At 66.6% G+C, this 21,036-nt stretch carries 19 protein-coding genes and 1 tRNA gene; 13 read left to right on the forward strand and 7 right to left on the reverse strand.

Features of this window, described 5'->3' with window-relative positions; genetic code table 11:
- Positions 1 to 86: 86 nt before the first annotated feature.
- Positions 87 to 914: an alpha/beta fold hydrolase gene (locus AC1RTO_RS06025; RefSeq protein ID WP_493159946.1), complete on the reverse strand. Its 828-nt coding sequence runs from the start codon at positions 912 to 914 to the stop codon at positions 87 to 89.
- Between the two features lie 149 nt (positions 915 to 1,063).
- Between AC1RTO_RS06025 and AC1RTO_RS06030 the strand changes: the two genes are divergently transcribed.
- A complete protein-coding gene (locus AC1RTO_RS06030) occupies positions 1,064 to 2,809 on the forward strand; it encodes a DUF885 domain-containing protein (RefSeq protein ID WP_493159947.1) in 1,746 nt (581 codons plus the stop codon).
- Between the two features lie 140 nt (positions 2,810 to 2,949).
- A complete protein-coding gene (locus AC1RTO_RS06035) occupies positions 2,950 to 5,094 on the forward strand; it encodes a prolyl oligopeptidase family serine peptidase (RefSeq protein ID WP_493159948.1) in 2,145 nt (714 codons plus the stop codon).
- A 49-nt stretch (positions 5,095 to 5,143) separates the two neighbouring features.
- Here AC1RTO_RS06035 and AC1RTO_RS06040 read toward each other — a convergent pair whose 3' ends face one another.
- Positions 5,144 to 5,722, reverse strand: a complete 579-nt coding sequence (locus tag AC1RTO_RS06040) for a TetR/AcrR family transcriptional regulator (RefSeq protein WP_493159949.1) — start codon at positions 5,720 to 5,722, stop codon at positions 5,144 to 5,146.
- Between the two features lie 156 nt (positions 5,723 to 5,878).
- On the opposite strand from AC1RTO_RS06040, the gene AC1RTO_RS06045 reads away from it, so the two are divergent.
- Together AC1RTO_RS06045 and AC1RTO_RS06050 are read left to right on the forward strand one after the other, a co-directional pair.
- A complete protein-coding gene (locus tag AC1RTO_RS06045) occupies positions 5,879 to 6,688 on the forward strand; it encodes an oxidoreductase (protein WP_493159950.1) in 810 nt (269 codons plus the stop codon).
- A 58-nt stretch (positions 6,689 to 6,746) separates the two neighbouring features.
- Positions 6,747 to 7,736: a quinone oxidoreductase family protein gene (locus AC1RTO_RS06050; protein WP_493159951.1), complete on the forward strand. Its 990-nt coding sequence runs from the start codon at positions 6,747 to 6,749 to the stop codon at positions 7,734 to 7,736.
- 172 nt (positions 7,737 to 7,908) lie between these two features.
- Here AC1RTO_RS06050 and AC1RTO_RS06055 read toward each other — a convergent pair whose 3' ends face one another.
- Entirely contained in the window at positions 7,909 to 8,376 is a 468-nt protein-coding gene (locus AC1RTO_RS06055; RefSeq protein ID WP_493159952.1) for a winged helix-turn-helix transcriptional regulator, read from the reverse strand.
- 157 nt (positions 8,377 to 8,533) lie between these two features.
- Between AC1RTO_RS06055 and AC1RTO_RS06060 the strand changes: the two genes are divergently transcribed.
- Positions 8,534 to 9,676, forward strand: coding sequence for an MFS transporter (locus AC1RTO_RS06060; protein ID WP_493159953.1), 1,143 nt, complete (start codon positions 8,534 to 8,536; stop codon positions 9,674 to 9,676).
- A gap of 86 nt (positions 9,677 to 9,762) precedes the next feature.
- Here AC1RTO_RS06060 and AC1RTO_RS06065 read toward each other — a convergent pair.
- Positions 9,763 to 9,852, reverse strand: a tRNA-Ser gene (locus tag AC1RTO_RS06065).
- A 96-nt stretch (positions 9,853 to 9,948) separates the two neighbouring features.
- Here AC1RTO_RS06065 and AC1RTO_RS06070 point away from each other — a divergent pair.
- From AC1RTO_RS06070 to mazG, 8 genes are all read left to right on the forward strand, one after another.
- Positions 9,949 to 10,989, forward strand: a complete 1,041-nt coding sequence (locus AC1RTO_RS06070) for a lytic murein transglycosylase (protein ID WP_493159954.1) — start codon at positions 9,949 to 9,951, stop codon at positions 10,987 to 10,989.
- Between the two features lie 70 nt (positions 10,990 to 11,059).
- Positions 11,060 to 12,226 (forward strand): D-alanyl-D-alanine carboxypeptidase family protein, encoded by a 1,167-nt coding sequence (locus AC1RTO_RS06075; RefSeq protein ID WP_493159955.1) that lies wholly within the window; start codon positions 11,060 to 11,062, stop codon positions 12,224 to 12,226.
- 28 nt (positions 12,227 to 12,254) lie between these two features.
- Positions 12,255 to 13,229, forward strand: coding sequence for a DNA polymerase III delta subunit-related protein (locus tag AC1RTO_RS06080; RefSeq protein ID WP_493159956.1), 975 nt, complete (start codon positions 12,255 to 12,257; stop codon positions 13,227 to 13,229).
- A gap of 42 nt (positions 13,230 to 13,271) precedes the next feature.
- The gene (gene metG / locus AC1RTO_RS06085; protein ID WP_493159957.1) at positions 13,272 to 14,828 is read left to right on the forward strand and encodes a methionine--tRNA ligase; all 1,557 of its coding nucleotides are present in this window, start codon (positions 13,272 to 13,274) and stop codon (positions 14,826 to 14,828) included.
- A complete protein-coding gene (locus AC1RTO_RS06090; RefSeq protein ID WP_493159958.1) occupies positions 14,828 to 15,616 on the forward strand; it encodes a TatD family hydrolase in 789 nt (262 codons plus the stop codon). The genes metG and AC1RTO_RS06090 overlap by 1 nt, the downstream gene beginning before the upstream one ends.
- Complete coding sequence (locus AC1RTO_RS06095) at positions 15,613 to 16,377, forward strand: MBL fold metallo-hydrolase (protein ID WP_493159959.1); 765 nt, start codon at positions 15,613 to 15,615, stop codon at positions 16,375 to 16,377. The genes AC1RTO_RS06090 and AC1RTO_RS06095 overlap by 4 nt, the downstream gene beginning before the upstream one ends.
- A complete protein-coding gene (locus AC1RTO_RS06100) occupies positions 16,374 to 16,991 on the forward strand; it encodes a retropepsin-like aspartic protease family protein (protein WP_493159960.1) in 618 nt (205 codons plus the stop codon). Before AC1RTO_RS06095 ends, AC1RTO_RS06100 begins: the two co-directional genes overlap by 4 nt.
- Before the next feature lie 43 nt (positions 16,992 to 17,034).
- Positions 17,035 to 17,763 carry a nucleoside triphosphate pyrophosphohydrolase gene (gene mazG / locus AC1RTO_RS06105; protein ID WP_493159961.1) on the forward strand — a complete coding sequence of 243 codons (729 nt, stop codon included), beginning with the start codon at positions 17,035 to 17,037 and terminating at the stop codon, positions 17,761 to 17,763.
- Here the strand turns inward: mazG and hflX are convergent.
- From hflX to ntrX, 3 genes are all read right to left on the reverse strand, one after another.
- Positions 17,760 to 19,046 carry a GTPase HflX gene (gene hflX, locus AC1RTO_RS06110; RefSeq protein ID WP_493159962.1) on the reverse strand — a complete coding sequence of 429 codons (1,287 nt, stop codon included), beginning with the start codon at positions 19,044 to 19,046 and terminating at the stop codon, positions 17,760 to 17,762. The two genes, mazG and hflX, sit on opposite strands and share 4 nt — an antisense overlap.
- Before the next feature lie 2 nt (positions 19,047 to 19,048).
- A complete protein-coding gene (hfq, locus tag AC1RTO_RS06115) occupies positions 19,049 to 19,534 on the reverse strand; it encodes an RNA chaperone Hfq (protein ID WP_493159963.1) in 486 nt (161 codons plus the stop codon).
- Positions 19,535 to 19,656: 122 nt separating this feature from the next.
- The gene (gene ntrX, locus AC1RTO_RS06120; protein WP_293877564.1) at positions 19,657 to 21,033 is read right to left on the reverse strand and encodes a nitrogen assimilation response regulator NtrX; all 1,377 of its coding nucleotides are present in this window, start codon (positions 21,031 to 21,033) and stop codon (positions 19,657 to 19,659) included.
- Between the last annotated feature and the right edge of the window lie 3 nt (positions 21,034 to 21,036).

Here is a 21,036-nt window from a genome sequence, read left to right on the forward strand (position 1 = left end):
CATCCTCGACTCAAAACCGCGGGCGCTCTGGCGGCACCCGCGGGTCTGACTAATCACGCGGCGGCCAAGATGCCAGCCGCCTTTCCCTACCGTCCGAGGAAGGTGAGCAGGTCGCTGGTCAACCGGTCGCCATGGGTGGCGAACAGGCCGTGCGGCGCGCCGTCATATTCGACCAGCTGGCTGTTCGCGATGCCCACCGAGGCGGCGCGCCCGGCGGCATCGATCGGCACCGTCGCGTCGTCGGTGCCGTGGATGATGAGCGTCGGCACCGAGAAGGCGGCGAGATCCGGCCGGAAATCGGTGTGGCCGAATGCCTGCGCGCAGGCGAGCGTCGGCTTGAGGCCTGCCTGCATCGCCGTCGTCGTCGCCCAGTCGAGCACGTCGTCGCTGACCGGATGGCTGATGACGCCGACGCCGAAGAACTGCTTGAAAAAGGTATCGCGAAAGAAATGCGCGCGGTCCTTCTGGATCGATTGACCGATCCCGGCGAGTGTCTCCTCGGGCGTGCCGTGGGGATTGTCCTCGGTCTTGAGCATGTACGGCACCACCGATGCGACCAGCCCGGCGGCGACCACGCCCTTGCCGCCGTGGCGGCTCATGTAGCGCGCGACTTCGCCGCCGCCCATCGAGAAGCCGACGATCGCGGCGTCGCTGTCCGCGCCGGTCGCCGCCATGACGTCGGCGAGGTCGTCGGCGAGTGTGTCGTAATCATAGCCGTTCCACGGCTGGCCGGACCGCCCGAAGCCGCGCCGGTCATAGGCGATGGCACGGAAGCCCGCATCGGCCAGCGCGATCATCTGCGGGTCCCAGCTGTCGGCGGAGAGCGGCCAGCCGTGTAGCAGGATCACCGGGCGCCCCGACCCCCAGTCCTTGACGTACAGGTCGGTGCCATCGCGGGTTTTGACATAAGGCATGATGGTAAGTCCTTGCAGGCGTTTACCATGCGTCAACGATGCCGGCGGACGGCCGTTCCTTGCCGGGTCGCCCCGGGGGCCGGGGCGGGGTGGCATTCCGGCGGCGTGGCTGTCAGCATCGGCGGCAAGATCGAATCGAGGAGTAGGACATGCGTATCATCCTGACGGCGTCGCTGCTGGCCATGGCCGCGGCAGGCTGTTCGCCGGGCAAGCCGGCCGCATCGAACGAGGCCGCACCGGCGGCGGCCGCCACCCCGGCGCGGCCGAGCAACTGGGCGCAGTTCCGCGACGGCTTCGTCGAGGGCTGGTTCAAGCTCGATCCCGCCAATGCGGTCTATCAGGGCCGCCACGACTTCGACGGGCAGTTGCCGGACTGGAGCGCGGCGGGGCTGAAGCGCCAGTCGGAATTCCTGCATCAGGCGATCGACCGCGCCCGCGCGTTCGGCGACGCCGACCTGAAGCCCGAGGAGCGGTTCGAGCGCGACTATCTGATCCGCGTCGCCGAGGGGAAGATGTTCTGGCTCGACGATGCCGACCAGCCGCACGGCAATCCCGCATATTACGTCGGCGGCGGGCTGGACCCGAACGTCTATATCGCCCGGCCCTATGCCGATGCGCCGACGCGGATGAAGGCGCTGATCGCCTTTCTGCAGCGCGTGCCGGCGGCGGCGGGGAATATCCGCGCCAATCTGAAGACGCCGATGCCGCGGTCGTACATCGATTACGGGGTGGCGGGCTTCAACGGCTTCGCGGATTATTATGTCGGCGATGCGAAGCAGGCGTTCGCGGGCGTCGCCGATCCGGCGCTGCAGGACCAGTTGACGCAGGCCGCCACCGCGGCGAGCGGCGCGATGCGCGACCTCGGCACATGGCTGGCGAGCCAGCGGGCGACCGCCACCGGCGACTTCGCGCTCGGCGCGGATCGCTTCCAGCGGATGGTGCGCGCGACCGAGGGCGTGGACACCTCGCTGGATGCGCTCGAGGCGGCGGGTCGCGCCGACCTGAAGCGCAATCAGGACGCGCTCGCGGCGGCGTGCCGGCTGTTCGCCAAAGGCCGGACGATCCCCGAGTGCATCGACCGGATGAACGCGAACAAGGCCGCCGACGGTCCGGTCGCCGAGGCCCGCCGCCAGATCCCGACGCTGCGCGCGTTCGTGGTGAAGAACGACCTCGTCTCGATCCCCGGCACCGAAGAGGCCAAGGTCGAGGAAAGCCCGCCCTACAACCGGCAGAATTCCGCCTATATCGATCCCGCCGGGCCGTTCGAGACGAACATCCCCTCGGTATATTACATTTCCCCTCCCGACCCCTCATGGAACCAAACAACGCGCGATGCCTTCGTGCCTGGCAAGAAGGATCTGTTGTTCACCTCCATCCACGAGGTAATGCCGGGGCATTTCCTCCAGTTCCTGCATGCCAACCGGTCGCAATCGATGTTCGGCCGGATCTTCGTCGGCTACGCGTTCGCCGAGGGCTGGGCGCATTATGCCGAGGAGATGATGTGGGAGGCGGGGCTCAACAAGGGCGATGCCGAGACGCATATCGGCCAGATCAGCAACGCCCTGCTGCGCGACTGCCGGTTCCTGTCGGCGATCGGCCTGCACGCGCGGGGCATGACCCAGGAGCAGAGCCTGCAGATGTTCCGCGAGCAATGCTATCAGGACGAGGGCAATTCGCGCCAGCAGGCGGCGCGCGGCACGTACGATCCCGCCTATCTCAACTATACGCTCGGCAAGCTGATGATCCGCAAGCTGCGCGACGACTGGACCGCCTCGCGCGGGGGGCGCAAGGCGTGGAAGGCGTTCCATGACCAGTTTCTGAGCTACGGCGGCCCCGCCATCCCGCTGGTCCGCCAGCAGATGATGGGCGAGCCGGAAGCGAAGGCGGTGTTCTAGGGACGGGTCGCCGTAGCGAAACCTGCGTTTCCGGCTGCCCGTCATCCGCCTCGTCGCTGCGCGTGTCGCGTTCTGCCGGCATGCATTGCGCCGCAACGCTTTGGCCGGCAAGACTGGCGTATCCAGGGAGATGCCCACCGATGATCCTCCGTACGCTGCTGATCGCTTCCACCATGCTTGCCGCCGGCCCGGCGCTCGCCCAACTGAAGCCCGCCCCAATGAAGCCTGACATGACCACCATGACCGACACCGATCCCTATATCTGGCTCGAGGACAAGGACGGCAGCAAGCCGCTCGCCTGGGTCGAGGCAGAGAATGCGAAGACGCTGCCGCGCCTGCAATCCGACCCGCGCTACCGGACCTTCTATGCCGAGGCGCTGGCGATCGCATCCGCCAAGGATCGCATTCCGATGCCGAACCAGCTGTTCGGCCGCATCTATAATTTCTGGCGCGACGCCGATCATCCGCAGGGCATCTGGCGCTGGACGACCGAGGCCGGCTACGCCGCCGCGCAGCCGCAATGGACGACGGTGCTCGACCTCGACGCGCTGTCGCAGGCGGAGGGCAAGAAATGGGTCTGGAAGGGCGCATCCTGCCTGCAGCCCGACGAGCGGTTCTGCCTCGTGGCGCTGTCCGAAGGCGGAGAGGATGCGATCAGCTATCGCGAGTTCGATCTCGCCGCGGGCCGGTTCGTCGACGGCGGCTTCGCGTTGCCCAAGTCGAAGCAGGGCGCGGCGTGGCTCGACAAGGACACGCTGCTGGTCAGCCGCGATTGGGGGCAGGGGACGATGACCGCGTCGAGCTATCCCTTCGTCGTCAAGCTGGTGAAGCGCGGCCAGCCGCTCGAACAGGCGCAGGAAATCTTCCGCGGGCAGCTGACCGACCAGCTCGGCACCTATGCCGGCGTTATCACCGACGGGCAGGGCAACCGGCTGGTCGCGATCGAGCGGCGCACGACCTTCTTCGGCGGCGAGACGCATGTCTGGACGCCGCAGGGGACGAAGAAGCTCGACATTCCGGCGCGGACCTTCCCGGCCGGTATGGTCGCCGGGCAGGTGCTGTTCCAGACCAGCGACCCCTGGGGCGCGGTGCCGGCCGGTGCGGTCGCCTCCGCGTCGCTCGCCGACGTGCAGGCGAATGCGATCCGGCCGACCGTGCTGTTTGCGCCGACGCCGCGCCAGTCGGTCGACGAGGTGGTGACGACGAAAGGCAATGTCGTCCTGATCTACAACGACAATGTCCGCGGCCGTGCGGCGATCTATACGCCCGGTACGGCGGGCTGGACGTCGCGGCCGGTGGCGCTGCCCGACAACGCCTCGCTCGGCGTCGCCAGCGCCGACGACAAGAGCGACCATGCCTATCTGACCGTCACCGGCTTCCTGACGCCGACGACGCTGCTGCCGCTCGATGCCGCCGCGGCGACGGCGGCGCGACCGGTCAAGACGTTGCCGGCGAAGTTCGACGCGAGCGGCTTGGTGGTCGAGCAGCATGAGGCGACCTCGACCGACGGGACGAAGGTGCCGTATTTCATCGTCCACAAGAAGGGCGTCGCACTCGACGGCACCACGCCGACGATCATGACGGCCTATGGCGGGTTCGAACTGCCGATGCTGCCCAGCTACAACGCCTCGACTGGCAAGCTGTGGCTGGAGCGCGGCGGCAGCTATGTCCTCGCCAACATCCGCGGCGGCGGCGAGTTCGGGCCGAAATGGCATGACGCCGGCCGCAAGACCAAGCGGCAGGTGATCTACGACGATTTCGCCAGCGTCGCGAAAGACCTGTTCGCGCGGAAGCTGACCAGTCCTCAGACGCTCGGCATTTATGGCGGGTCGAACGGCGGGCTGCTGATGGGCGTCGAGTTCAACCAGCACCCCGACCTGTGGAAGGCGGTGACGATCCAGGTGCCGCTGCTCGACATGATCCGCTACGAACAGATCGCCGCGGGCGCGTCCTGGGTCGACGAATATGGATCGGTGAGCGTGCCGGAGGAAAAGGCGTTCCTCCAGACGATCTCACCCTACCAGAATATCCGCAAGGGCGTCGCCTATCCCGAACCCTATATCTGGACGACGACCAAGGACGACCGCGTCGGCCCGCAGCACGCGCGCAAGTTTGCAGCGCGCCTGAAGGAATATGGGCTGCCTTATCTGTTCTACGAGGACACCGCCGGCGGCCATTCGGGCGATGCGGATATCGAGCAGGGCGCAAGGTTGCAGGCGCTTCAGATGACCTATTTCGCGCAGAAGCTGATGGGGCCGGCAAAGACGGCGACCACGGAGAAGTGACGGGCGCCGCCACCGCGGGCCAAGCCCTGCGGTGGCGCGTCGGTACCGATCAGTGGGTGGCCGCCGGCGGCAGCGATTCGAGCACCTTCGCCCGGCAGACGTTCAGGATCTCATCGGCGAGCGGCGAATCGTCCGGACAGGCGCGCGACAGCACGACCGCACCGAGTAGGTGCGCGAACATATCGATCGCCGTCGCCCGCACCAGGTGCTGCTCCCCGTCGCCGAGCATGCCGCCGCGTTCCACGGTGTTGAGAATGCTTTCGATGCCGGTGGCGAACGTCGCCTTGATATCGCCCGACTGGCGCGCGGCATCGCCGGACAGCGCCGCCATCGTGCAGCCGGCACCGCGACCGTCGCGGTGCTCCCTCGACGTATAGAAGTCGATGAACTGGCGGATGTCACCGCCGCCGGCCTGACCGAGGATCTGCAGGACGCCGCTCGCCGCCGCCTCGGACATCAGGTCGGCCTTCGAGCCGAAATGCTTGTAGAAGCCGCCATGGGTGAGCCCGGCCGCCCCCATGAGATCCGCCACGCTCACCCCGTCATAGCCCCGCTCGCGGAACATGGCCGACGCCGTGTCGACGATACGCGCCCGGTTCTCCTGCGACTGCGCCTTGGTGATCTTCATCGGGGACCTCGTTTCCAACAGCTGTCCCTATACATTGATGTCATCCATAATCAAACTTGTTGACGAGTTTGATTATGGATGACATCATAAACGCATCGAGACCATATGCGGGGGCCGCCCTGTGGGTTTCATCACCAGCGCTTGAGGGATATCCACATGAAAACACCGAAGAAAGTGGCGCTCGTAACCGGCGCATCGTCGGGAATCGGCGAAGCGGCGGCATTGCAGCTGCTGGCAGCGGGTTATGCGGTCTACGGCACCAGCCGGCGCGGGGCGGAGGCGGGGGACCGGGCGTTTCCCCTGATCGCGCTCGACGTGACCGACGACGCGTCCGTCGACGCTGCGATCGCGCAACTGGTGCAGCGCGAGGGGCGGATCGACCTGCTGGTCAACAATGCGGGTGTCGGCGTGACGGGAGCGGCCGAGGAAAGCTCGATCGCGCAGGTCCACGCGCTGTTCGAGACCAACTTCCACGGCGTGGTTAGGGTCACCAATGCGGTCCTGCCGATCATGCGCCGACAGGGGCAGGGGCGCATCCTCAACATCGGGTCGGGCCTCGGGCTGATCCCGGCGCCGTTCAACGCTTATTATTCCGCGACCAAGCATGCGCTGGAGGGATATTCCGAATCGCTCGACCATGAGGTGCGCGGGTTCGGCGTGCGGATCGTGGTCATCGAGCCGGGCGCGACGCGGACCGCGTTCGAGACCAGCACCGTCTCGTCGGACAAACCGATGGCCGACTATGATGCGATCCGTGCGACGTATCTCGCCGCGTACGATCAGGCGATCACCAATGCCGGCAGTGCGCAGGACGTCGCGGCGACGATCGTCCGCGCCGCGACCGCCCCGAACCCGAGGCTACGCTACCCGTCCGGGAAGGATGCGAAGCAGGGCGCATTCGCCCGCCGGTTCCTTCCCCAATCCGTCTTCGACCGGGTGCTGCACAAGCAGTTCGGGCTGGCGTAGTTCGGGGCCCCGACGGACCTTATCGTCTCAACCTATCACCGCATCTCAAGGAAATAGCATGAAAGCCGTTCGATTTCACGCGACGGGTGACGCCGGCGTTCTGACCTATGAGGACGTGCCCGAGCCGACGCCGCAGGACCATGAGGTGCTGGTGCGGGTCGAGGCGACGGGGGTCAATTTCGCTGATGTCATGCGCCGGCGGGGAGACGATTACCCGGAAGCCTCGCCGCTGCCTTTTACGCTCGGTGCAGAGATTGCCGGGACGATCACCGCGGTTGGCAAGGCGGTGACCTCGCTGCATGTCGGGATGCCCGTGCTGGCCGTTACCGGAGCGGGAGGATATGCGCAGTATCTGTGTGTGCCGGAGGCGATCGTGGTGCCTTTGCCCGAGGGCGTGGCGCCGGTTGAGGCCGCGGCGATGATGGCCAACGGCCTGACCGCGGCGCTCGTGCTGCGCAATGCGGCCCGGCTGGTGCCCGGTGAAACCGTGCTGATCGAGGCGGCGGCCGGGGGCCTCGGCTCGTTCGCGGTGCAGCTCGCCAAGATCTACGGCGCCGGCAAGGTCATCGCCGCCGCCAGCACCCCGGAAAAGCGCGCCATCGCCCAGCGTCTGGGTGCGGACGCGACCGTTGACTATACCGCCCCCGACTGGGCCGATCAGGTGCGCGCGCTGACCGACGGCAAAGGCGTCGACATCATCGTCGAAACCGCCGGCGGCGACAATGTCGCCGAGGCATTCCGGGCGCTGGCGCCGTTCGGCCGGATGATCTTCGTCGGCCAGTCGAGCGGCAAGACGAGCCTGATCGATCCGTGGGACCTGATCGTTGCCAACCACACGCTGACGAGCTTCTACGTCGGCGCCTATTCGGCCTTCCCCGACGTGATCCAGTCGATGCTGAGCGAGATCTTCGGACTGATCGTCTCCGGGCGGATCGCGCTTCAGGTGAACACCGTCCTGCCGCTGTCACAGGCCGCCGAAGCGCATCGCCTGCTCGAAGGCCGCCAGACGGCAGGCAAGGTGGTGTTGCAGCCCTGGGCCGACGTTTGATCCGCGAACGCGGTCGAGGCGCGGAGCCGCAGGGAAGGGGGACCAATGGGCACCTAGCCTACGCTCGATCGTGGTAACGCAGTCCAGCACGAGCCAGGTGTTCGCTGACCTTCTGACAGCTCGGTGATCGACTCACGTTACTGCTTGAATATTCCCTGCCGGCGGCCTCCAATCAGTGGTCCTCGATTTTCCGCACCAGGGTATCGTTCCACTCCAAAGGCCGCCCATCCTTTGCGAAGAGTTCCAGTCGGGCGACCGGAGCGCCTGTTTCGATGTCCACCAGTGAGGATTTCGGTTCGTCAGGGCGGTAGAGATGGCCTTCGCCCCATTGACGCAGCGCGACAATAACGAGGAAAAGGCCACGCCCCTTCTCCGTCAGGACATACTCCCGGTACGCACTGCCGTCCGATGCGGGGGCCATCTCCAGGATACCGCGTTGGGTCAGGTCGCGTAGCCGCGTCGCCAGCACCCCCTTCGCGATGCCGAGCCCCGCCTGAAACGCGCTGAAGCGCCTCACGCCGTCGAAGGCGTCGCGGATGATCAGCAGTGACCACCAGTCGCCGATGACATCCAGCGCGCGCGCTACCGGACATCCTGCATCCCATTGGCTGACCCGCTTGACCATATCGTCGATCCCCATGCGGCAAATCCGGTTCTAAAATAGAACTGGAATTGCGTTCGCACAAGCAGTCTTAAGATGGAACCGGGTGGGATCCACGGATGGAATAGCGATGCAGCACGGAAACGAAGATGGGGCGCGTCGCGCAACAGGCGGGGGACTATCGCGGATCGCCACGTTGGTCTTCGCGGTCGCGGCAGGCCTCAGCGTCGCCAATGTCTATTACGCCCAGCCGTTGCTCGGTTCGATCGCGCAGGATTTCGGCATTTCTCCGTCCGTGGTCGGTCTCGTCGTGACGCTGACGCAGGTGGGTTATGCGCTCGGGTTGATCTTCCTTGTCCCGCTTGGCGATCTGGTGGACCGCCGACGGCTGATCGTCGGCCAATGCATCTTATTGGTCCTCGCTTTGGTCGCCGTCGCGACGGCGAGACACGAAACGATCCTGTTCGCCAGTCTGGTGGCGATGGGCGTGCTTGCCGTGGTCGTGCAGATCCTGGTGGCCTTCGCGGCGATACTGGCGACCGCCGAAGAGCGTGGCAGGGCGGTTGGCGTGGTGACGAGCGGCGTGGTGATCGGCATCCTTGCCGCCCGCGTCATCGCTGGATCGCTGGCCGATCTCGGTGGCTGGCGCGCGGTCTATCTGACCTCCGCCATTCTGACGGCGGTAATGGTCGGACTGCTGATCCGCGTCCTGCCGCGCCAGCTGTCGCCGGGCGGCACCGAAAGCTACGCCGCCATTTTGCGGTCGATCCCCGTCCTGTTCCTGCGCGACCGTATATTGCTGGTTCGCGGCCTGCTGGCGCTGTTGATCTTCGCGTCGTTCAGCACCTTCTGGACCGCCCTGCTCCTGCCGCTCGGTGCCCCGCCATTTTCCTATTCCCATACGCAGATCGGCGTGTTCGGCCTCGTCGGCATGGCAGGGGCGATCGCCGCAGCGGGTGCAGGCCGGCTTGCGGATCGGGGTTTCGGGCAATGGACGACGGGAGTGTCGCTCGCGATCTTACTGGCGTCATGGGCGCTGATCGCGATGCTGCCGGTATCGTTGCTCTTCCTCCTCGCCGGGATAGTTCTGCTCGATCTGGCCGTGCAGGCCGTTCACGTCACCAATCAGAGCATTCTGTTCCACCGTCATCCCGAGGCGAGCAGCCGTCTCGTCGGGGGCTATATGGTGTTCTATTCCATCGGCAGCGCCATCGGGGCGATCGCTTCCACGACAGCCTATGCCCGCGCGGGATGGTCCCGCGTGTCGATGCTGGGTGCAGGTTTCAGCGCCGTCGCCTTGCTGGTCTGGGGGACCAGCCTTCGCCAAACGAGTCGCTGAGTGCGCGCGATGTTCGCAGGCCTCCGAACCGCGCGGGTCGATGCGACTTCGTGCCGACTATCTGGGAGCCCAGTTGGGGGCCGAAGTGGCGGAGAGAGTGGGATTCGAACCCACGGTAGGCTTCCACCTACGGCGGTTTTCAAGACCGCTGCCTTAAACCACTCGGCCATCTCTCCGTGGTTGGCCCCGGATAGTCGCACCGCGGCTGCCCGTGCAAGCCCTGCGACGATAAGAGGTTCCCGTCTCCGCCCCCCTGTGGCACCACGATCGGCATGTGGGGGCAAATGACACGGGGCTTGCGGGCCGGTATTCTGGCAACGACGCTGGCGCTGGCTTCGGCCAGCCCGGCGGCGGCGCAGGACGAGGCGGGGTTCCAGGCGTATCTACAGACGCTGCGCCAGCAGGCGGAAGCGGCGGGCGTCTCGCAGCGCACGATCGACGCGGTGTTTCCGACGCTGACGCTCAGCGAGCGCACGATCCAGCTCGACCGCGCGCAGCCGGGCAATCCGGGCAGCACCGCCACCCCGCCGTTCGCGCCGTACAAGGCGAGCCATGTCGATGCGGCGCGGATCGGCCGCGGGCGGACGACCTATCAGGCGCAGCGCGCGCGGCTGTCGCAGGTCGAGCGCGAGACGGGCGTGCCCGAATCGATCATGGTCGCGATCTGGGGGCATGAGACCAATTACGGCGCCTATACCGGCAATTTCGACCTGCTGCGCAGCCTCGCCAGCCTTGCCTATGAAGGGCGACGGCGCAGCCTGTTCGCCGGCGAATTCGTCGCAGGGCTCAAGATCCTCGACCGCGGCATCCCGCGCGAGCGGCTGGTTGGCAGCTGGGCGGGGGCGACCGGCAACCCGCAGTTCCTGCCCTCCGTCTACCTCCGCCTCGCGCGCGACGGCGATGGCGACGGGCGTGCCGATATCTGGACCAGTCCTGCCGATACGCTCGCCTCGATTGGCAATTATTTCCAGAACGCCGGCTGGCGTCCGGGCCAGCCCTGGGGTGTCGCGGTCACCGTGCCTGCCGGGTTCGATCGGTCGGACATTGCCAACCGGCTCGTCTCGCCGCGCTGCCCGCGCGTGTTCGAACGCCACAGCCGCTGGCGGACGATGGCCGAATGGCGCGCGGCCGGCGTCGTGCCGCAGGGCAGGGCCTGGCCGGCGGACGGCGTGCTGGCGACGCTGATCGAACCCGACGGTCCGGGCGCCACCGCCTATTTGCTGACCGGCAATTACCGCGTCATCCTCGATTACAACTGCTCCAATTTCTACGCGCTGTCGGTCGGCCTGCTCGCCGATGCGGTAGAGGGCTGACGCCACGCGCTTGCGGCGCTATGCCTGCTCCATTCCCGCTACACGTCCCCGGAAAGTCAAAGACGACGTCATGAACAAGCTGATCGCCGCTCCGCTCGCCATCGTTGCGCTGGCCGTCCCCTCGGTCGCGGCCGCACCGCAGTTCCAGGGGACCGCGCCGATCGCCTATATGGAGGATCTGTCGTCGGGCGCGGTCCTGTACCAGCGGGACGCCGATCGCCGCATGCCGCCGGCGTCGATGGCCAAGATGATGACGGTCTATGTCGCGTTTGACATGATCAAGAAGGGGGAGCTGAAGCTCGACCAGACCTTCACCGTCCGGCCCGAGACGTGGCAGCGCTGGCATGGTCCGCAGGCGGGTTCGACGATGTTCCTGTCGACCGGCGAGAGCGTCAGCGTCGAGAATTTGCTCAAGGGCATCGTCACGCTGTCGGGCAACGATGCCTGCGTCGTGCTGGCGGAGGGGATTTCGGGTACGGAACAGACCTTCACCGACCGGATGAACCAGCAGGCGCAGAAGCTCGGCCTGACCAACAGCCATTTCGGCACGTCGAACGGCTGGCCTGACAATGGCGTTACCTACGTCACCGCGCGCGATCTGGCGCATCTGGCGACCTCGACGATCAAGGACTTTCCGGACCTCTACAAGCGCTTCTATTCGCTGCGCAGCTTCACCTGGGGCAAGACGCTGGGCGCGGGCGCGGACATCACCCAGGCGAACCGCGATCCCCTGCTCGGCCGCGTCGCCGGTGCTGACGGGCTCAAGACCGGTCACACCGAAGAGGCGGGCTATGGCTTCACCGGATCGGCAGAACAGAACAACCGCCGTCTCGTCATGGTCGTCGCCGGGCTGACCTCGTCCAATGGCCGCGCCGAGGAGTCGGTGCGCTTCATGGAATGGGGCTTCCGCGCATGGCAGGCCAAGCCGGTCGTCGCGCAGGGCAAGCAGGTGTCGACCGCCGAGGTGCAGATGGGCAGCGCGAGCAGCGTCGGGCTGGTGGCGCCGAAGCAGCTGACGGTGACGCTGCCCGCCGGTGCGGTGCCGCAGATGAGCGCGAAGGTGGTCTACGAAGGGCCGATCCGCGCGCCGATCAAGGCAGGGCAGCATATCGCAGATCTGGTGGTGAAGTCGCCCGAGATGCCCGAACAGCGCTTGCCGCTGGTCGCTGCCGAGGATGTGAGCGAAGCCGGGTTCTTCGGCCGTGCCTGGGCAGGGCTGACCTCGCTCTTCGGGTGATGGCGACCGACCGGGGCCTCGTGCGGCCATGACCGAACTCTTCGGCCAGGCCGATGCGCATGCCGCCTTCACCGCGGCCCTGCGCAGCGGCGTATTGCATCACGCGTGGCTACTGGTCGGACCGGAGGGCGTCGGCAAGGCGAGCTTCGCGCAGGCGGCGGCGTTGCGCATGCTCGCCGAGGCGAGCGCGACCGGCGTCACCGCGCCCGGCCTGATCGTGCCGGAGGGGCATCCGACGCGGGCGCTGGTCGATGCCGGGTCGCACCCCGATCTGCGGGTCCTGCGGCGTCTGCCCAAGGATGCCGAGAAACCCGATCAGGATATCGCGCGTAGCGTCACGATCGCGCAGGTCCGCTCGCTCCAGCCGATGTTCGCGACGACGCCGTCGATGGGCGCGCGACGCGTCGTCATGATCGATGCCGCCGACGATCTGGAACGCAACGGCGCCAACGCCCTGCTCAAGAACCTCGAGGAACCGCCGGCCGGAACGATCTTCCTGCTGGTCAGCCATGCGCCGGGGCGGTTGCTGCCGACGATCCGCTCGCGCTGCCGCGTGCTGCGCTTCGCCACGCTCGACGAGGGCGAGATGGCGAAAGCGCTGCGCGGTGCCTTGCCCGATGCGGAGGCGGACGAGATTGCTGCACTGGTGCGGACGGGGGAGGGCGCGCCCGGCCGTGCGATCCGCTATGCCGGGCTCGACATCGACGCACTGGACAATGCCATCGCCGGCATCGCGAGCGACGGCGATCCGATGAACGCGCGCCGCGCCGCGCTGGCCAAGGCGCTGGCGGGGAAGGGCAATGCCGCGCGGTACGAGGCTTTCCTCGATCGCGTGCCGGCGATGATCGCGCACGAGGCGCGGAGCCGGTCGGGCATGCGGCTCAAGACGGCGCTGGATGCGCAGGCCGCGGCACGCGATCTCGCGGGCGCGGCGCTCGGCCTGTCGCTCGATGCGCAGGCGACGGTGTTCGAGATGGCGGCGATCGTCGCGACGCTGCGCTGACGCCGCTTCACCTCACGGGATCGATCGACTAGGACGCGCGGCATGGCCGATCCCTATTACATCACCACCGCGATCCACTATCCGAACGGGCGCCCGCATATCGGCCACGCCTATGAAATGATCTGCGCCGATGCGATCGCGCGGTTCCAGCGTCAGGCTGGGCGCGACGTCCGCTTCCAGACCGGCACCGACGAACACGGGCTGAAGATGGCGCAGACCGCGCGGACGCGCGGCGTCGAAACGCGCGCCTTCGCGGATGAGATGTCGGCGCATTTTAGCGCGATGGCGGACACGCTCAACATCTCCTACGACCGCTTCATCCGCACGGTGGAGCTGGAGCATTATGCCGCCAGCCAGGCGATCTGGCGGGCGATGCGCGACAAGGGCGACCTGTACCTCGACCGCTACGAGGGCTGGTATTCGGTCCGCGACGAAGCCTTTTACGACGAAAAGGAACTGGTCGAGGGGGAAGGGGGCGTCAAGCTCTCGCCGCAGGGCACCCCGGTCGAATGGACCGCAGAGGAGACGTGGTTCTTCCGTCTGTCCAAATATCAGCAGCCGTTGCTCGATCTCTTCGCCGCGAACCCGGACTTCATCCGTCCCGAGGCGCGCCGCAAGGAGGTGATGCGCTTCGTCGAGGGCGGGTTGTCGGACCTGTCGGTGTCGCGGACCAGCTTCGACTGGGGCGTGCCGGTGCCGGACAGCCCCGGTCACGTCATGTACGTCTGGGTCGATGCGCTGACCAACTACCTGACCGGTGCAGGTTATCCGGACGATGCCGCCACAATGGCCCGCTTCTGGCCGGCGGATCTGCATCTGATCGGCAAGGACATCACGCGGTTCCACACCGTCTACTGGCCCGCGTTCCTGATGTCGGCGGACCTGCCGCTGCCGAAGCAGGTCTTCGCGCACGGCTTCGTGCTCCATCGCGGTGAGAAGATGTCCAAGTCGGTCGGCAACGTCGTCAGCCCCGACGAACTGACCGATGCCTTCGGGGTCGATGCGGTGCGCTATTTCCTGCTGCGCGAGGTCAGCTTCGGGCAGGACGGCAGCTATTCAGCCGAGGCGATCGTCACGCGAGTCAATGCGGAGCTGGCCAACAGCTTCGGCAATCTGGCGCAGCGGACATTGTCGTTCATCGCCAAGAACCTGGGCGGCGCGTTTCCGGATGCCGGCCGGTCGGACCCCGCGGATGCGATGCTGATCGAAGAGGTCGTCGTCGCCTGCGCCGGGTTCAAGACCGCATTCGGCGACCTGCTGCTCAGCCAGGGGATCGAGGCATGGATGCGCGGCGTCTTCGCTTGCAACCAGTATATCGACGCGCAGGCGCCCTGGGCGTTGCGCAAGACCGATCCCGATCGGATGCATGCGGTGTTGGGGACGCTGGTGCGTGCGATCCGCATGCTGGCGATCGCGATCCTGCCGGTGGTGCCGGACTCCGCCGCAAAGGTGCTCGACCAGATCGGCGCAACGGAGCGCGACCATGCGGCGGTCGACGACGATGGCTGGTATGCGCGGCAGGCCGCGTCTGGCTTCGTCATCGCACCGCCGTCGCCGGTCTTTCCGCGGCTGGAGATGCCGGCGGTGGTGGAGGCGTGATGTTCGCCGACAGCCATTGCCACCTCAACTACAAGGGGGTGTTCGAACAGCAGAGCGAGGTGCTCGCCCGTGCCCGGGCGCGCGGCGTCGGTGCGATGCTCAACATCTCCACGCGCGAGGGCGAATGGGATGCGGTGGTCGCCACCGCCGAGCGGGAGCCCGACGTATGGGCGTCGATCGGCATCCACCCGCATGAGGCCGACCAGCATCCCGATATCGATACCGCGCGGCTGGTCGAACGATCGGTGCACCCGCGGATCGTCGGCATCGGGGAATCGGGGCTCGACTATTATTACGATCATTCCGACCGCGTTCGGCAGCAGGCGAGCTTTCGCACGCATATCGCCGCCTGCCGCGCCACCGGCCTGCCGCTGATCGTCCACACCCGCGACGCCGAGGAGGACACGCTCGCCATCCTGCGCGAGGAGATGGAGGAGGGGGCCTACAAGGGCGTCATCCATTGTTTCACCGCCAGCGGCACGTTCGCCGACGCCGCGCTGGACCTCGGTTTCTATATTTCGATCTCAGGGATCGTGACGTTCAAGAATGCGCGGGATCTGCAGGACACCGCGGCGCGGCTGCCGATCGAGCGGCTGCTGATCGAAACCGACGCGCCGTTCCTCGCGCCGGTGCCGAACCGCGGCAAGCAGGGTGAGCCGGGCTTCGTCGCCGATACCGCCGCCTTCCTCGCCAAGCTGCGCGGCGAACCGATCGAGGAACTGGCGGCGCGGACTGTGGATAACTTTTTTGCGTTGTTCGACAAGGCGCAGCGAGGGACGCCGCAATGAAGGTCCGCATCCTCGGCTCCGGCACCTCGTCCGGTGTGCCGCGGATCGGGAACGATTGGGGGGCGTGCGACCCTGCCGAACCGCGCAACCGTCGGACCCGCGCCTCGTTGCTCGTCGAGCACGACGGCACGCGCATTCTGGTCGACACCGGCCCTGACATGCGCGAGCAGCTGCTCGCCGCGGACGTCGCTGCGGTCGATGCGATCATCTGGACGCACGATCATGCCGACCATTGCCATGGCATCGACGATGTCCGGCAGATCTTCCACGCTCTGGGTCATCCGGTGCGCGGGTTTGCCCGGTCGCGGACGCTGGGGGCGCTGAAGACGCGCTTCACCTATGTCTTCGCGGGTCGGCAAGGATATCCGCTGACGGTCGATGCAGCGGAATTGCCCGATCGCCTGACGATCGGCGGGATCACGATCGACGTCGTCGACCAGCCGCATGGCAGCATCACCTCCGCCGGGCTGCGCTTCTCGGCAGGTGGCATGAACGTCGGCTATGCCACGGATTTCCATGAACTGACGCCGGCGATGCGGGCGCTCTACACGGGGTTGGACGTCTGGATCGTCGACGCGCTGCGCTATGCGCCGCATCCGACCCATCCCGATGTGCCGACCGTCCTCGACTGGATCGGGGAGCTGGCGCCGCGTCGGTCAGCCTTCATACACATGGACCATAGTATGGATTATGCGACATTGGTGGCGATGCTGCCCGCCGGTGTCGAGCCAGGCTATGACGGATTAGAATTCGCGCCATGACGATCGACCTGGGCGGCAATACGCTGCTCTATCTGCTGTTGCTCATCCTGCCGGTGTCGGCGCTGATCGCGCGCCGGGTGCCGATCCTGCGGGTGCTGCTGTCGCTGGCGAGCTGGGCGATCATCGCCGGGTTGCTGCTGATGGTGGTGAGCCAGCGCGAGAAGTTCGATCCGTATCTCCAGCGCGTCGCGCGCATGCTGAAGCTGGAGGACCAGAATGTCGTCGGCCGCGAAACGCGCATCCGGATGGCGCCGGACGGCCATTTCTGGGCGCGCGTGACTTTGGATGGGGTGTCCCGGCGAATGCTGGTCGACAGCGGCGCGACGGTCACCGCCGTGTCGACGCGGACCGCGCAGGCGGCATCGCTGGACCTGACCAAGAGCATGTTCCCGATCGTCCTCAACACCGCCAATGGACGGATCAGCGCGCAGACCGCGACGGTGCGGGAATTACGACTGGGCGATATCGCCGCGCGCGATCTGGGCGTCGTCGTGTCGCCGGCGTTCGGCGATACCGACGTGCTTGGCATGAACTTCCTGTCCAAGCTGAAGTCGTGGCGGGTCGAGGGAAACGTGCTGATCCTTGAACCCCACCACCATCAGAATTTTACATAATGCATATTATCGGTTTTGATGGTGAGTGCGGAAGGGGGCTGTCGTGATCGATCGGATCGTCGCGATCATGGCGCGGTTGCGCGATCCCCGGGACGGTTGCGAATGGGATGTCGCGCAGACCTGGGCGTCGATCGCACCCTATACCATCGAGGAAGCCTACGAGGTGGCGGACGCGATCGCCCGGGACGATGCCGACGATTTGAAGGACGAGCTCGGCGATCTGCTGTTGCAGGTCGTATTCCACAGCCGGATTGCCGAGGAAGCCGGTGCCTTCACGCTGGCCGACGTCGTGACCGCGATCAGCGACAAGATGGAACGACGCCATCCGCATATCTTCGGCACTGCCGATCACAGTCCCGGCTGGGAAGAACTGAAGGCCGCGGAGCGGACGGATAAGGACGATACCAGCGCGCTGGCCGGCGTCGCTACCGGATTGCCGGCGCTGATGCGCGCAGTGAAGCTACAGAAACGCGCCGCCCGTGTCGGCTTCGACTGGCCCGACGCCGACGGGTCCCGTGCCAAGGTTCACGAGGAAATCGAGGAGGTTGCCGCGGCGCCTTCGGATGAGATCGAGGAAGAGGTTGGTGACCTGCTGTTCGCGGTCGTCAACTGGGCGCGGCATCTGGGGATCGATCCGGAGGCGGCGCTGCGATCGGGCAATGCCAAATTCGAGCGCCGTTTCCGAGCGATGGAGAAGCTTGCCGGCGCTGATTTCCCGACACTGACCCTCGACGCCCAGGAAGCGCTCTGGCAGCAGGTTAAGCGCCGCTAGCGTTGCAGGAAACGTTCGTAGTCGCGTTCGGCGAGCCGCACCTCATATTGCGTTTCGAGCTCCTCGCTGACCTGACCGAGCACTTCGCCATGCGCGTGAAGCCACGCCGCACCGGCGCCGTCGCCGGCCTCCAGCGTGATCCAGTAGCGCCGGTGGCCGGCGGTCAGCTTGCCGGCGACCTGCTCGATCAGGGCATCGACCCCTTCCCCGCTGAGTGCGGAGAGCGCCACGACGTCGTCGCGACGATCGGCTTCCGCGAGCATCGCATCATGCCGTTCGGTGTCGAGCAGGTCGAGCTTGTTCCACGCCTCGAACCGCGGCGTCATCTCGGACACGCCGATCTCGTCGAGCACCGCCTCGACGTCGCTGCGCTGCGCTTCGGTATCGGGATGCGCGATATCGCGGACGTGGATCAGCAGGTCGGCGGATACCACTTCTTCGAGCGTCGCCTTGAATGCGGCGACCAATTGTGTCGGCAGGTCGGAAACGAAGCCGACGGTGTCCGACAGGATCGCTTTGTCGATGCCGGGTAGCGCGATCTGGCGCAGCGTCGGGTCGAGCGTGGCGAACAGCAGGTTCTCGGCCATGACATGCGCGCCGGTCAGCCGGTTGAACAGCGTCGACTTGCCGGCGTTGGTGTAGCCGACGAGCGCGATGATCGGCCATGGTGCGCGCTGGCGCCGGTCGCGATGGAGGCCACGGGTGCGGCTGACCTGCTCCAGTTCGCGGCGCAGGCGCGCCATCCGGTCGCGGATCAACCGGCGATCCGCCTCGATCTGCGTTTCGCCCGGGCCGCCGAGGAAGCCGAAGCCGCCGCGCTGCCGTTCGAGGTGGGTCCAGCTGCGCACCAGACGACCGCCCTGATAATCGAGGTGGGCGAGTTCAACCTGCAATCGCCCTTCGGCCGTCGCCGCGCGCTCGCCGAAGATTTCGAGGATCAGCCCGGTACGGTCGATCACCTTGGCTTCGAGCGCGGTTTCGAGGTTGCGCTGCTGCACCGGCGTCAGGCTAGCGTCGAACACGACGAGATCCGCCTCGTCCTGACGGACCTGGACCGCGAGCTGTTCGACCTGACCGCTGCCGATCAGGGTCGCGGGCTTGGGCGCACGCACCCGCACCGCGACCTTGTCGGTCACGACCAGCCCGATCGCCGCGGCGAGGCCCGCCGTCTCGTCCAGCCGGGCGTCGGCGTCGCGATGCGCGTCGCCCTGATCCGGCAGGACGATCAGCGCACGCCCACCGCGCGCGAATTCGTCCCGATCGCGATTGAAGCCGGTGCTCATGCTCAGTCTTCCGTCTCGCCCTCATCGGCGAGATTGAGCGCCCGCGCCGGCTGAATCGTCGATACCGCATGCTTGTAGACGAGTTGCGCCATGCCCTCGCGCTGGAGCAGCATGCAGAACAGGTCGAATCCGGCGATCTGACCTTGCAGCATGACGCCGTTGATAAGGAACATCGTCACCGAATCTTCGGACTTGCGCACCGCGTTGAGGAAGATCTCCTGCAACAGCGGCTGCTTGCGCTGCGCTTCTCCGACGGAATCGACGATCGCGGCGATATCCATCGGACCCGACGGCATGATGGTGGAGATGGCATGCTTGTAGATCAGCTGCGACTGGCCGTCGCGGCGCAGCAATACCGAGAAATTGTCGAACCAGGTGACGATGCCCTGAAGCTTGACGCCCTTCACCAGGAACATGGTGACCGGGGTCTTCGAGCGGCGGAGGGCATTGAGGAACAGGTCCTGAAGGGACCCTTGCTTTTCGGCCATGACGAGCCTTTCGTGTTATTGGCGAGCCGTTTGCCCGCAATCGCGCCGTTTCCCGGCGTCGGATGCCGCCCTGACCGGGCGGCTACGTCCATCTATGAACGAAGGTGCTCCACGTCCAGCGGTCAATCCTCGCGCATGTCGGTGATGCCGAGCAATTTGAGCTTCCGGTGCAATGCCGACCGCTCCATGCCGATGAAGCTGGCGGTGCGGCTGATGTTGCCCGAAAACCGGCGGATCTGGACGCGGAGATATTCGCGCTCGAACGTCTCGCGCGCCTCCCGCAACGGCGCGCCCATGATCGCGCCCCCGCCCCCGCTGCCCAGATCGCCCTGATCGCCGAGCACCTCGGCGGGCAGCAGGTCGAGGTCGATGCGGCCGATGCGGTCGCCGGGCGCGAGGATGATCGTGCGTTCGACGACGTTGCGCAGCTGGCGGACGTTGCCCGGCCAGTCATAGGATTGCAGCGCCACCATTGCGTCCGCGGCGATCTCCGGCGTCGGCACGCGGCGGTCGGCGGCATAATGAGCCATGAAATGCTCGACCAGCGCGGGAATGTCCTCGCGCCGCTCGGACAGCGCCGGGATCAGCACTGGCACGACGTTGAGGCGGTAATAGAGATCCTCGCGGAACCGCCCCTCCGCGATCTCGTGGGTCAGGTCGCGCGAGGTGGCGGAGACGACGCGAACGTCGACCTTGACGATTCGCGTGCCGCCGATGCGGCTGAAGCTCTGGTCGGTCAGCACGCGCAGGATACGCGCCTGTGTCGCGACCGGCATGTCCGCGATTTCGTCGAGGAACAGGGTGCCGCCGTGCGCCTGTTCGAGAAGGCCGGGGCGGACGAGGTCGCCGCTTTCCTCGACGCCGAACAGCTCTTCCTCGACCCGTTCCGGCGTCATGCGCGCGGCGCTGACGATGACGAAAGGCGCCTGGGCGCGGTTGCTCCACCCGTGGAGCAGGCGGGCCGCGACCTCCTTGCCGACGCCGGCGGGGCCCATGATGAGCACGCGGCTGCCGGTCGCGGCGACCCGCTTCAGCGTGGCGCGGACGCCGTTGATCGCCCCGGAACTGCCGGTGAGGTCGCTTTCCCGGCCGGCGTAGACGCGCAGGCTGGCGACCTCGCGGCGAAGACGCTCGGTTTCGGTGGCGCGGGCGACGAGCAGCAGCAATCGCTCGGCCTCGAACGGCTTTTCGATGAAGTCGCTGGCGCCGCGGCGGATCGCCGCGACCGCGGTGTCGAGATTGCCGTGGCCGGAGATGACCAGCACGGGGATCGAGGGATCGCGGCGCTTGATCTCGTCGAGCAGTTCGAGCCCGTCGAGGCGCGAGCCCTGCAACCAGACGTCGAGCAGCACCAGCGACGGGCGGCGGGTGGCGATCGCCTCCAGCGTCGCATCGCTGTCGGCGGCCGAACGGGTGTCATAGCCCTCGTCTTCGAGGACGCCCGCGACGAGCTCGCGGATGTCTTTTTCGTCGTCGACGACGAGGATGTCGAGCGCCATATA

It is taken from the genome of Sphingomonas sp. GW821-FHT10F09 (assembly GCF_058809195.1).

Coding starts and splice junctions, on each gene's coding strand:
- AC1RTO_RS06025 (WP_493159946.1), bottom strand. CDS start 914: ATGCCTTATGTCAAAACCCGCGATGGCACCGACCTGTACGTCAAGGAC.
- AC1RTO_RS06030 (WP_493159947.1), top strand. CDS start 1,064: ATGCGTATCATCCTGACGGCGTCGCTGCTGGCCATGGCCGCGGCAGGC.
- AC1RTO_RS06035 (WP_493159948.1), top strand. CDS start 2,950: ATGATCCTCCGTACGCTGCTGATCGCTTCCACCATGCTTGCCGCCGGC.
- AC1RTO_RS06040 (WP_493159949.1), bottom strand. CDS start 5,722: ATGAAGATCACCAAGGCGCAGTCGCAGGAGAACCGGGCGCGTATCGTC.
- AC1RTO_RS06045 (WP_493159950.1), top strand. CDS start 5,879: ATGAAAACACCGAAGAAAGTGGCGCTCGTAACCGGCGCATCGTCGGGA.
- AC1RTO_RS06050 (WP_493159951.1), top strand. CDS start 6,747: ATGAAAGCCGTTCGATTTCACGCGACGGGTGACGCCGGCGTTCTGACC.
- AC1RTO_RS06055 (WP_493159952.1), bottom strand. CDS start 8,376: ATGGGGATCGACGATATGGTCAAGCGGGTCAGCCAATGGGATGCAGGA.
- AC1RTO_RS06070 (WP_493159954.1), top strand. CDS start 9,949: ATGTGGGGGCAAATGACACGGGGCTTGCGGGCCGGTATTCTGGCAACG.
- AC1RTO_RS06075 (WP_493159955.1), top strand. CDS start 11,060: ATGAACAAGCTGATCGCCGCTCCGCTCGCCATCGTTGCGCTGGCCGTC.
- AC1RTO_RS06080 (WP_493159956.1), top strand. CDS start 12,255: ATGACCGAACTCTTCGGCCAGGCCGATGCGCATGCCGCCTTCACCGCG.
- metG (WP_493159957.1), top strand. CDS start 13,272: ATGGCCGATCCCTATTACATCACCACCGCGATCCACTATCCGAACGGG.
- AC1RTO_RS06090 (WP_493159958.1), top strand. CDS start 14,828: ATGTTCGCCGACAGCCATTGCCACCTCAACTACAAGGGGGTGTTCGAA.
- AC1RTO_RS06095 (WP_493159959.1), top strand. CDS start 15,613: ATGAAGGTCCGCATCCTCGGCTCCGGCACCTCGTCCGGTGTGCCGCGG.
- AC1RTO_RS06100 (WP_493159960.1), top strand. CDS start 16,374: ATGACGATCGACCTGGGCGGCAATACGCTGCTCTATCTGCTGTTGCTC.
- hflX (WP_493159962.1), bottom strand. CDS start 19,046: ATGAGCACCGGCTTCAATCGCGATCGGGACGAATTCGCGCGCGGTGGG.
- hfq (WP_493159963.1), bottom strand. CDS start 19,534: ATGGCCGAAAAGCAAGGGTCCCTTCAGGACCTGTTCCTCAATGCCCTC.
- ntrX (WP_293877564.1), bottom strand. CDS start 21,033: ATGGCGCTCGACATCCTCGTCGTCGACGACGAAAAAGACATCCGCGAG.